General features: G+C 71.9%; 6 protein-coding genes and 3 pseudogenes. 2 read left to right on the top strand and 7 right to left on the bottom strand.

Annotation, left to right across the window (positions count from 1 at the left end; genetic code table 11):
- Window positions 1-87: 87 nt before the first annotated feature.
- The 3 genes from KSK32_RS00125 to KSK32_RS00115 are packed head-to-tail and all read right to left on the bottom strand — an operon-like array spanning window position 88 to window position 3,410.
- Window positions 88-927 carry an AAC(3) family N-acetyltransferase gene (locus KSK32_RS00125; RefSeq protein ID WP_216927928.1) on the bottom strand — a complete coding sequence of 280 codons (840 nt, stop codon included), beginning with the start codon at window positions 925-927 and terminating at the stop codon, window positions 88-90.
- Complete coding sequence (locus KSK32_RS00120) at window positions 924-3,230, bottom strand: FxsB family cyclophane-forming radical SAM/SPASM peptide maturase (protein ID WP_216927908.1); 2,307 nt, start codon at window positions 3,228-3,230, stop codon at window positions 924-926. Before KSK32_RS00120 ends, KSK32_RS00125 begins: the two co-directional genes overlap by 4 nt.
- Before the next feature lie 6 nt (window positions 3,231-3,236).
- The gene (locus KSK32_RS00115) at window positions 3,237-3,410 is read right to left on the bottom strand and encodes a hypothetical protein (RefSeq protein WP_167361554.1); all 174 of its coding nucleotides are present in this window, start codon (window positions 3,408-3,410) and stop codon (window positions 3,237-3,239) included.
- Between the two features lie 483 nt (window positions 3,411-3,893).
- On the opposite strand from KSK32_RS00115, the pseudogene KSK32_RS00110 reads away from it, so the two are divergent.
- A pseudogene (locus KSK32_RS00110) lies at window positions 3,894-5,434 on the top strand (non-reducing end alpha-L-arabinofuranosidase family hydrolase).
- A 424-nt stretch (window positions 5,435-5,858) separates the two neighbouring features.
- Here the strand turns inward: KSK32_RS00110 and KSK32_RS00100 are convergent.
- The 4 genes and pseudogenes from KSK32_RS00100 to KSK32_RS00085 form a co-directional block, all read right to left on the bottom strand.
- Window positions 5,859-6,380, bottom strand: coding sequence for an alpha/beta hydrolase (locus KSK32_RS00100; protein WP_216927907.1), 522 nt, complete (start codon window positions 6,378-6,380; stop codon window positions 5,859-5,861).
- A 70-nt stretch (window positions 6,381-6,450) separates the two neighbouring features.
- Window positions 6,451-8,173: pseudogene (argS, locus tag KSK32_RS00095) on the bottom strand (arginine--tRNA ligase).
- A gap of 272 nt (window positions 8,174-8,445) precedes the next feature.
- Window positions 8,446-9,510 (bottom strand): annotated as a pseudogene (gene trpS, locus KSK32_RS00090) (tryptophan--tRNA ligase).
- A gap of 267 nt (window positions 9,511-9,777) precedes the next feature.
- On the bottom strand, window positions 9,778-10,221 hold the full coding sequence (locus KSK32_RS00085; protein ID WP_216927906.1) for a PRC-barrel domain-containing protein: 444 nt from the start codon (window positions 10,219-10,221) through the stop codon (window positions 9,778-9,780).
- 121 nt (window positions 10,222-10,342) lie between these two features.
- Between KSK32_RS00085 and KSK32_RS00080 the strand changes: the two genes are divergently transcribed.
- Entirely contained in the window at window positions 10,343-10,510 is a 168-nt protein-coding gene (locus KSK32_RS00080) for an SCO4848 family membrane protein (RefSeq protein WP_254186866.1), read from the top strand.
- Window positions 10,511-11,168: the final 658 nt, after the last annotated feature.

The raw sequence follows: 11,168 nt of genomic DNA, 5'->3' as shown, positions 1-11,168 counted from the left end.
ACGACCGTTCCACGGGAAGTGCGCCTGACCTCCAACCGTCAATGATCACGCGCTGCTCCCCGGTCGACACGATACGGCGCCTATCGATCAGGGTAGAGAGGTTGCGCTCGGGTTACCAGGCCCGCACCGTCCGATGTGGGCGTCCATCCAGGCGACGGCGGTGCGTACCGCGTCGGATATCGGCAGCAGCCGGGCCGGCGCGTCGCCGACCGTTCCGTGCCGGGTGAACGCCGCCCCGTCGAGTTCCGCGCCGATCACCGGAAAAGGGGCCGCATCCAGGTGCGGAGCCTCGAAGTCGAGCCGTTCCCGGCGGCCGTCGCGCAGCACATAGCAGCGGTACGGGCGACGCGGCGCCGGCCGGCGCAACCGGTACTCGGCGAGGTGCAGCGCGGTGCATGTCGCATAGCCGACACCGAGCAGCAGCGTCCACGCCCCGGCTGCCTCCAGGGCGGCCAGCGGGGACCGTTCTCCCAGATGGGAGTCCAGGTCGTGGATGCGCATCAGCTCCTGCGCCCGCGGCCCCCACGCGCTGAACGACGTCTGCGGGTGCCGGCTGCGGACCGCACCGGGCAGCCGGCGTACGTGCTCGGCGAACGCGCCGACCCCGAACGACGGTGTGACGGCCGGGTCGAAGCCGGGCATCCGGTCCTCGTACGCCAGACGTTCCTCGTCGGTCAGCCCGGCGGTCGCGGCGCGGTACGCGGCGCTGCTCACCGAGTTGTCGGGGGTCTGCGCCGGGACCACGACGGTGCCGGCCGGACCCACGGCCGTACGCAGCGCCCTGGCCAGGGCGCCCGCGCCGCCGTCGACCGGTCCGAGGGTGCGCAGGGAACAGTGCACGAGCACCACGTCACCGGGGCCGAGCCCGAGCGCGCGCAGGTCGGCGGCGAGCGTGCCGGCCCGGTACGCGGTCGGCGCGGCGGTCACGACGGCCACCCGGACATCGAGCGGGCGACCTGCCGGACCAGCCGCGAGCCGGCCGGGGTGAGCGCGTCCGCCCGTTGCAGCGCGCCGATCGCCTCGGCCGTCCAGTCGCGGTACCGCCGGTAGACCGCCTGCGCGCCGTCGACCTGACGGTCGGCCCGGATCCGCCAGATGCCGGCCACCGCCGCGTGCGCGTAGATGCCGTGCAGGACGGCCTCCGCGGGCCGCGGGTCGGGCCGCCAGCCGACTGTGATGTCGATCGGCCGGGTGCCGTCGACCAGGTCGCAGACGTCCAGCAGCGCGTTCATCTTGCTGTGCTGGAACTCGTGCACGAGCAGCACCGCGAGTGACCCGGCGTCGGTCTCCGTGGCCGCGACACCGCCGAACGCCTGCCGCGCGGTCGACGCCTCGCTGACACCCGCGCCGCTGCGCCGCAACGGGACCACGGCCCGCAAACCGGTACGCAGTTCCTCGGCGTGGCCCGGCACCTCGTCCCGGATCACCTGCCACGCCGCCGCGAACGTCTCGGCCCAGCGCGCGGCCCCGGCGTCGTCGAGCCGGTCACCGGCGGGCAGCCGGTGGCAGTCGCGGTGCGGGTCACCGTCCTCCAGCAGGACGCTCACGTCCGGCGCGGCGAGTACGCGGGCCGGCCACCACCTCGGCGCATCGCCGGGGGTTCCGGGCCGGATCACCGCTGTCACCTCCCCGGCGGTCACCCGCAGCGAACCCGGGCCGGTCTCGACCCGTGCGGTGCCGTCGCCCACCTCGGGCAGCAGGACGGTGCCCACCGTCGGCAGGTGCAGGCGGCCGGACCGCACCGGCACGTCGAGGCGTACCGGGGTGCCGGTGTCGAGCGCGGCGGCGACGGCGAGCGCGCTGAGGTAGTCCGGTCCCTGCCGGGCGCCGGTGCCGGTGCCGGCGAGGCAGTCGACAGCCCAGGCCCGCACGTACGGATGGGCCGCGATCCGGGCGACGGACTCCGGCGCACCGCGGTCGAGGGCGGTCAGCGCCGCCCAGCCGTCGGCTCCGGCCCCACCCGCCGGCAGCCGGTCGGCCACCTCGGCGAGAAGCGCGCGGACGATGGCGATCTGTGCCTCCACGAGCCGGCCGATGGCGACCCGGTCGCCGGTCAGGGCCGCGAGGCGGTCGATGAAGTCGTCGGGCAGGCCGGCGTCGAGCCGGACGGGTGCCGGTGGGTTCTCGTTCACGTGCACGACCAGCTCTTTCAGATCGGCGCAGTAGACACTCGGATGGTCGAAGTGCCCGGCGCCGTACCGATGGGCGAAGAGTCCGCCGCCGCACTGGTCGACCACCGGGCACCGCCGGCACTCGTCGCTGAGCCCGGCCCGGCCGGAGCGGCGGCGGGCCAGGAGCGGGCTGGCCGCCACGTCGTCGGCCGCGTGCGAGAAGACGGTCATGCCGGTGGCCGGCGCGCCGTCGTACGCGGTCTTGAGCGAGTCTGCCTGCTCCCACTCGCCGTCGGTCTCGATCACCGCCAGGTCGACCGGGTCGAGACCGAGCCACTCGGTGCCGCTGGGTCCGCCCGTAGCGGTGGACAGCAGCGAGTCGAAGAGGCGCACGGAGACCGGCCGTCCGTCGGCCCGCCAGCGGTCGTAGACGGCGCGCAGCCAGCCCGCGTACGCGGTGTCGCCGCCGGCCGGTCGCCACGGCGGGTCGTCCCAGGTGGCGTGCGGGAGCAGGAAGTCGATCCGCGGGGGCTCCTGGGCGAGCAGGGACTCGTACACCGCGATCGGGTCGTTGCGCACGTCCACGGTGCACAGCAGGCCGGAGTAGATCCGCCGGTACGCCGGGCGGCGCAGCATGGCGAGCGCGCGCAGCACCTGGTCGTAGCTGCCGGCGCCGGACCGGAAGCGCCGGTGCCGGTCGTTGGCGGCCCGGTCGCCGTCGAGCGACACGCCGACCGCGACGTCGTGGTCGGCGAGCAGGTCGCAGAGCCGCTCGGTGAGCAGGACGCCGTTGGTCTGCATGCCGAGCCGGAGCCGGGTGACCGGGGCGATGACCCGCCGGAGGCCCGCGAGCACGTCGCCCAGTCGCTCGGCGCCGAGCAGCAGCGGTTCCCCGCCGTGCAGGATGACAGTGACGTCCGGCAGGTCGTGGGCCGCGGCGTGTTCGGCGATCCGCCCGGCCGCGGCCCGGAGCACCTCCGGCGTCATCCGCACCGGGCGGCGGCGCCAGCTCTGGTCGGCGTGTTCGTAGACGTAGCAGTGGTCGCACGCCAGGTCACACCTGGCGTGCACCTTGAGGACGAACTCGGTGAGCGCCGCGCGGGCGGGCCCCGGAGGCATCGCGGATCAGATGAACGACGAGAACTTCGCCGCCGGGATGCGGGTCTGATCGAGGTGAGCCGCCATCACCCGGCGCACGATGGGGGAGATGTCCGCGGCGGACAGCCGGTCGAGCGGCTCCGCGCGGACCCTGCCCAGCGAGACCGGGGGCTCATCCTGGCGCACGGGTGCGGTTGTCATGAGTGTTCCTTAGGTTCGTGAATGCGCCGGCCGAGCACAGCGGCGACGGCCAACCTAGTGGCTTCAGGGATCCAGCGCCATCGACCCACCGGTGGGGAGAGGGTGCCTTTTGGACGGTTCGCCGGCCGGCGTCGTCGTCGCCCGGGGAGCGACCGTAAGGGATCAATTATGCGCCTTTTTGCCCATCTAGACCACGAATCGAAAGTTCAGACTTTGCCAGAAATCGTCCACCCCGATCCCCTGGTCAGCCGAGGGGCGATCTCCTGCACCTCCTCTCACGGTCCTGCCGCTTGAGGCGCCTGCCATCCATCGACTGTTACGACTTGACGAACGGCGTGTTATCGCTCACAGTCGATGGCGTAGGGCGGTGCTTTCGGCGGCTCACCGGGCGGGCGCGGATGGTCGCGTGGCAGGCCGGGTGTGGGATCAGTGCGCTTCGACTAACTGTTAGCGCTCACAACATGTCTGATCTGAGGGAGGAACATGTTTGCTTTCGGCAGGTCCCCATCGACTGTGTCGCCGCCACGACGGCGCGGATGGCTGCCGCGGGTCGTCGCCACGGGGGCGGCAGCGGTACTGGTCGGCGCCGGCGCCGTGGCGGTCGTGTCCGCGCCCGCAGCCGCCGCGAGCGTCGACACGAACGCCTGGTACGTCCTGGTCAACCGCAACAGCGGCAAGGCCCTCGACGTCTACAACCTGGCCACCAACGACGGCGCGCGGATCGTGCAGTGGTCGCGCAACAACGGCAACCAGCAGCAGTGGCAGTTCGTCGACTCCGGCGGCGGCTACTACCGGCTGAAGTCCCGGCTGTCCGGCAAGGTGCTCGACGTCTACAACTGGTCGACCGCCAACGGCGGCAGCATCGTGCAGTGGTCCGACCTCAACGGGACCAACCAGCAGTTCCGGCTGGCCGACTCCGACAGCGGCTACGTCCGGCTGATCAGCCGCCACAGCAACAAGGTGGTGGAGGTGCAGGGCGCCTCGACCGCCGACGGCGGAAGCATCGTCCAATACGACGACTGGAACGGCGCCAACCAGCAGTGGCAGCTCGTGCGCGTCGACGGTGGCGGCGGCAACCCCACCACACCGCCTCCGACCACGCCGCCGCCGGGTGGTACGTGCAATCTGCCGTCGTCGTACCGGTGGTCGTCGACGGGTGTGTTGGCACAGCCGCGGTCGGGTGGGTGTCGTTGAAGGACTTCACCGTGGTGCCGTACAACGGGCAGCATCTGGTGTACGCGACGACGCACGACTACGGGTCGTCGTGGGGGTCGATGAACTTCGGCCTGTTCTCGAACTGGTCGCAGATGGCCTCCGCGTCGCAGAACGCGATGTCCTCGGGCACGGTGGCGCCGACGTTGTTCTACTTCGCGCCGCGTAGCATCTGGGTGCTGGCCTACCAGTGGGGACCGACCGCGTTCTCGTACCGCACCTCGACGAACCCGACGAACCCGAACGGGTGGTCGTCGGCGCAGCCGTTGTTCACCGGCAGCATCTCCGGTTCCGGTACCGGTCCGATCGACCAGACGCTGATCGCCGACGACCAGAACATGTACCTGTTCTTCGCCGGTGACAACGGCAAGATCTACCGCTCCAGCATGCCGATCGGGAACTTCCCGGGCAGCTTCGGGTCGAACTACACCACGATCATGAGCGATTCGACGAACAACCTGTTCGAGGCCGTGCAGGTCTACAAACTGCAGGGCCAGACCCGCTACCTGATGATCGTCGAGGCGATCGGCTCCCAGGGCCGCTACTTCCGGTCCTTCACCGCCACCAGCCTGGGCGGTACGTGGACCCCGCAGGCGGCCACCGAGTCCAACCCGTTCGCCGGCAAGGCCAACAGCGGCGCGACCTGGACCAACGACATCAGCCACGGCGAACTGATCCGCACCACCGCCGACCAGACCTTCACCGTCGACCCCTGCAACCTCCAACTGCTCTACCAGGGCCGCTCCCCCAACTCCGGCGGCGACTACGGCCTCCTGCCCTACCGCCCCGGACTCCTCACCCTCCAGCGCTGAGCGCGTACCCCGAGATCCGGAGAGCCCGGCCCGCGACCACGCGGGCCGGGCTCTCCGGCGTCTCGCCCGATCGTTGCCCTGGAGGCAACGATGGTGGCGCGGTCCGTCGTTGATCGGGACGCCCCGACCGGGACGAGTACGGCCTCGGCCGGGGACACGCGATGGCCCTCGTCCACGTGATCAAGAACGGGCCGGAGATCAGCGCCAAGCACGTCGGCTCCACGGGCTCCCACCGCGACGACAGCGACACGCTGTGGCTGGACGGCAGGGCCACCGGCCGTCAACCTAGCGAGAGCCGTCTATCATTCCCGCCATGGGAGCGATCAAGCCGTGGCACCTGTCCGTCCTGGCGCTCTGCTGCCTGCTGCCGCTCATCGCGGCAGTGGTGGCGGTGGTGTGGACCCGGCGGAGTCGCCGCTGACCGTCAGCGGCCGGCGGCGAACTCCTCCACCGCCGTGCAGACCCGGCCGAGCGCCTCGGCCGAGGCCGCCAGCGGGCCGGGCACCATCATCGAGTGGTCGGCGTCGACGACCTCCACCACGTACGGGGTCAGCCGGCGCGCCACCGCACCGTCCCAGACCCGGTCGGCGGTGCCGCCGGCCAGCAGGAACGGCGCGGTGGCCCGGCCCAGCGGCTCCCGTACCGCGGGGTCGGTCAGCAGCGGCGTCAGCCAGACCGCCGGGATGCCCCGGTCGGCTGCCAGCGGCGCGGCGAAACTGCCGAGCGACTTGCCCACGAGCAGATCCACCCCGGCGTCGAGGACCGGGTCCAGCTGCTCGGCGACCCACTCCGGCGCGCTGTCGAGGCGCAGATCCCCGATCGACCGCCAGGTGACCTCGTGCACGTCGAAGCCGAGCCGGCGCAACGCCTCACCGATGTAGACGAAGAGCGGGCCCCGGGTGTCGTAGCCACGTCCCGGAGCGAGTACCGCGCGCCGATCCGCCATGGTCGCCTCCCTCTCGTTCGATCGATGCGTCACGCTAGCCGCCGCACGGGCTTCCGGTGACCCCTCGGCCTCACAGCCGCTCGGGGGTACGGATGCCGAGCAGGTCCAGGCCCTGCCGCAGGACCCGCCCGGTCAGCTCGCACAGCACGAGCCGGCTCTCCCGGACCGGCCCCTCCGCCCGCAGCACCGGGCAGCGCTCGTAGAACGCACTGAACGCGACCGCGAGCCGGTGCAGGTAGGCGGTCAGCCGGTGGAACTCCAGGCCGCCCGCCACCTCCTCGACCACCGCGGCGAAGCCGGCCAGCTCCATGGCGAGCGCCCGCTCGGCCGGCTCGGCGAGCGAGACCTCCGCGTCCGGCCGCGCCGCCGCGCCGGCCCGCCGGAAGATCGACCGGACCCGGGAGTACGCGTACTGGAGGTACGGCGCGGTGTTCCCGTCCAGCGACAGCATCCGCTCCCAGTCCAGCACGTAGTCCTTGTGCCGGTCGCCGGACAGGTCGGCGTACTTGATCGCGCCGACGCCGACCGCGCGTCCCACCTCGGCGGCCTCCGCCTCGCCCAGCTCCGGGTTGCGCTCCCGGGCCAGCGCGGTGGCCCGCCCCACCGCCTCGGTGAGCAACTCGACCAGCTTCACCGACCCGCCGGCCCGGCTGCGCAGCATCCGCCCGTCCGGGCCGAGGATCGAGCCGAACCCGACGTGCTCGGCCCGCACCGGTGCGGCCAGCCAGCCGGCCTGCGCGGCGACCGCGAACACCATCTCGAAGTGCCGCCGCTGCGGCAGCCCGACCACGTAGAGCAGCCGGGTCGCGCCGAGCGCGCCGGTCCGGTGCCGCAGCGCGGCCAGATCCGTGGCCGGGTAGCCGTACCCGCCGTCGGACTTGCGCACGATCAGCGGCAGCGGCTCCCCGTCGCGACCCACCGAACCGGGCGGGAACACGCAGTCCGCGCCGTCGCTGCGCCGCAGCAGCCCGAGCCGGTCCAGTTCCCCGACCGTCGGCGCGAGCTGGTCGTGGTAGCTGCTCTCGCCCCGGAAGTCGTCGCCGGTCAGCGTCACGTCGAGCAGGTCGTACACGGTCAGGAAGTAGCTCTCCGACTGTGTCACCAGCAGCCGCCACAGCCGCAGCGTCGCCGGGTCGCCGCCCTGCAACGCCACCACCCGCTGCCGCGCCGCGCCCGCTCCCGGAACGCCTCGTCGTCGTCGAACTTCGACCGCGCCGCCTTGTAGAACCCGTCCAGGTCACCCATCGACAGCTCCTGGGCCGCCCGGCCTCGCCCAGGTCGAGCAGGTGCTCGATCAGCATGCCGAACGGTGTGCCCCAGTCGCCGAGGTGATTCGCGCGCAGCACCCGGTGCCCCAGCCACTCCAGCGTCCGCGCCGCCGCGTCCCCGATCACCGTCGACCGCAGGTGCCCGACGTGCATCTCCTTCGCCACGTTCGGCCCCGAGTAGTCGACCACCACCGTCTCCGGCTCGGCCGCCACCGGCACGCCGAGCCGCGGGTCGGCGGCCATCGCGGACACCAGCCCGCCGAGCGCGTGCCCGGCCACCGTGAGGTTCAGGAAACCAGGCCCGGACACCTCGACCGCCGCGCAGAGGTCGGCCAGCGCCGCGCGCTCCCGTACCTCCGCGGCGATCTCCCGCGGCGGGCGGCCGAGCCGCCGGGCCAGCCCCAGTGCCGCGTCGGACTGGAAGTCCGCGTGCTGCGAACGCCGCACGGCCGGGTCCACCGGCACGCCGGCCACCGCCGCGAACGCCGGCGCCAGCCGGTCGCTGAGCAACTTTTCAAGATCCATGAGTACGCCGATCTCGCTGTGGATCCGCCGCGCGGATCACCTGACGGGAACGCGACGGCGGAGCGAGGGCGATCGATGACGACCGGCGGCTCGATCCGCCGGTCGCAGGAGGGGAAGGCTCAGCGCAGGCGGTCGCGGGACCGCCGGCGTCGCAGCGCGCCGAGCCGGACGTCGGAGGACGTCATCGGGTACGCGTGCGAGCTGGCCATGCCGCCAGCGCGTAACCGGCCGGTCCGGGGTCGGCGCAAGCGCGTACCCCGGACCGGCTGTGGTCAGGCCGAGGTGGCGACGGCCTTGCGGTAGCGCTCGGCCCGGCGTCGCACCTGGGTGTACGCGCTGCTCAGGCCCATCGCCCGGCGGACCTCGACGAGCGTGCGGCGCACCTGCTCGCGGGTCCGCTCGGTGCCGGTGACGATCAGTTCGTCGACCAGTCCGGGCTGCGCCTCGAAGCGGGCCCGGCGCTCCCGGATCGGGTCCAGGAACCGGTTGAGCGCCGTCGCCAGTGTCTCCTTGACCTCCAGGTCGCCGACCGGCCCGCCTGGCCGGCCGGTAGCGGGCCTTGAACTCCGCCACCTGCGCCCGGTCCGGGTTGAAGGCGTCGTGGAACTCGAAGACCGGGTTCCCCTCCACGGTGCCGGGGACGTCGGCGCGGACCCGGTTCGGGTCGGTGTACATCCCCATCACCTTGCGGCGCACCGTCGCCGCGTCGTCGGAGAGCGCGATCGCGTTCCCCTTGCTCTTGCTCATCTTCCCGGCCCCGTCGGTGCCGACCAGCGTGGGTGTGGCCGACATGAGCATCTCGGGCACCGGGAAGACCTCGCCGTAGAGGTGGTTGAACCGCCGGGCGATCTCCCGGGTGACCTCGACGTGCGCCGCGTTGTCCTTCCCGACCGGCACGACCTGCCCCTTCACGCAGAGGATGTCGGCGGCTTGGAGGACCGGATAGCCGAGCAGGCCGTACGGCATCTCGTCCTTGCCGGCGTCCCGGGTCATCTCCTTCAGCGACGGCACCCGTTCCAGCCGGGGCACCGTGATGAGGTTCTGGAACAGCGTGTTCAGGTCACCGACCTCGGGATCGCGGACTGGAGATAGAACGTCGCCCGTTCCGGCTCCACCCCGGCGGCGAGGATGTCGGTGACCATCTCGCGGGCGTTGTGCGCCACCTGCTCGATGTCCGCGCGGCTGTTACGCGTGGTGAGCATGTGCAGGTCGGCGATGATGAAGAAGCTCTCGTAGCGCTGGTGCAGCCGCACCCGGTTGGCGATGCTGCCCACGTAGTGGCCGAGGTGCAGCCGCCCGGTCGGGCGGTCGCCGGTGAGCATGCGTGCAGAGGACATGGTCGTACGCCTTTCGTGCCTTCGCTGGCGGGGAAACGCGACCCGGGTCGCCCAGGTCGGTGGTGCGGGCTCGTCAGAACGAGCGCCGCCATCGCCCGCCGGCGCGGAAACGGAGTCCGCCGGCACGGAGTACGTCGAGGATCTGCTCCCGGCCGTCGACAGCGTGGCCCGTTAGACCGCTACGGGCCTCCGGGAGGCAGCTGCGCGGCCGGACCATGACTCACACGGTAACCGCTCACCGAACCGCGCCGCTGCCTCCTGCCGTGCTCACTGCTGTCGATAGCTCTCCGTGTAGTAGCTGCCGACCCGCTCCCGGTACTCGGGGTGCGCGAAGTGGTCCGGGTCGAACGCCGGCGACTCCTTCACCTGCTCCCGGGTGCGGTCCACGTGCACGACGCGGTCCAGGTGGTCGACCTGCGCCACCGTGCCGGCCGGCAGCAGCACCTTCTTGCCGAAGATCCACGGACCGGTGTCCACCACCAGGTACCGCGCGTCCGCGTCCTCGTTCGCTTCGTCGATGGAGCCGATCCGCCCGTCCGTCGCCTCCACCCGGTAGCCGGTGAGGTCGAGCGGCGTACCCGGGCCGGGGCGTCCGGGCCCGTCGTCCGCGTCGTCGGTCCGCTGCTGCGGCACGTCTGCGGGCCGGGTCTGGTCGTACCCACCGGCCAGGGCGGACGGATCCCGCCAGGTCCACGGGTTGAACGGCTGCATCGGTGGCACCTCCGTCGAGTCGGCTCGACAGGACAGTGCCCCGCGGGCGGGAACGGAAACGCGTGCCGCGCGGACCGCGGTCCTGACCTGGGCGGACGGTGCGCTGGCATACTGGCCGACCATGGTCCTGTCTCGTGGTTGGTCGCTGTTCCTGGTCGCCGTCGGCGTCTGGACGTGGGCGATCTGGCCGAGGTTCGCGGTCGCCATCTGGAACGACGAGCGCGCCTGGTCGGCCGGCGCGGTGGGCGAGGCAGCCCGACCGGCTTCCTGTGGGTGCACGCACTGCTGATCGCCGCGTCCCTGGCGATCGGCACCACCGTGGGAGTCCTGGGCATCAGGGCCTACCGCGCTTCCCGCCGCCCCACCCCCTGACCCGCCCGGCCCTCTCCGCGGGTGTGACGCGCACCGCTACCCGTCGATTTGACGATCAAACCTGGGGACGCGTACTTTCTCTCTGCCAGCGCGGAACGGGGCAAACGGGACGAAAGCCCGGGAGCGCCGAACAGGGCTGGCGCCGGGTCCGACCAAGGCTTTGGCCTTGGGAAGGACGCGGTCCGGGCGAGGCCCGCCGAAACGCCGCAGGGCGGATTTGGCGGAGCGGAACCGACCGGGTAAGGTTGTCGACCGGCAGGGCACCGGGCGAGCTAGCGGGAAACCGCAGCGGCCGGTCTGCCAAATCCGATGATCAAGCGCAACGGGTGACTGCTGCGCGTGCTCAGCGCGCCAACCCGTACGAAGCATGACAGACCGGGACACACGGTTTGACACAGCAGAGACGGTGAGGTAACGTAGTAAAAGTGCCCGGCGCGAGAGCGGCGGGTGAGTGAACGAGATGCCCCGGTCGGGTTCCACGGTTGTGGGGCTTGCGGTTGGTGTGTGGTTGTCTTTGAGAACTCAACAGGGTGCTTGTAAAGCCAGTGCCAATTGTTTTATACCCCGGACTGTGG

Source organism: Micromonospora sp. WMMB482 (assembly GCF_019038635.1).
Classification (GTDB): domain Bacteria; phylum Actinomycetota; class Actinomycetes; order Mycobacteriales; family Micromonosporaceae; genus Micromonospora; species Micromonospora marina.
Note: the sequence above shows the minus strand (reverse complement) of the source record. Positions and strands in the feature narration are given on the sequence as shown.

Coding starts and splice junctions, on each gene's coding strand:
- KSK32_RS00120 (WP_216927908.1), bottom strand. CDS start 3,230: ATGCCTCCGGGGCCCGCCCGCGCGGCGCTCACCGAGTTCGTCCTCAAG.
- KSK32_RS00115 (WP_167361554.1), bottom strand. CDS start 3,410: ATGACAACCGCACCCGTGCGCCAGGATGAGCCCCCGGTCTCGCTGGGC.
- KSK32_RS00100 (WP_216927907.1), bottom strand. CDS start 6,380: ATGGCGGATCGGCGCGCGGTACTCGCTCCGGGACGTGGCTACGACACC.
- KSK32_RS00085 (WP_216927906.1), bottom strand. CDS start 10,221: ATGCAGCCGTTCAACCCGTGGACCTGGCGGGATCCGTCCGCCCTGGCC.
- KSK32_RS00080 (WP_254186866.1), top strand. CDS start 10,343: ATGGTCCTGTCTCGTGGTTGGTCGCTGTTCCTGGTCGCCGTCGGCGTC.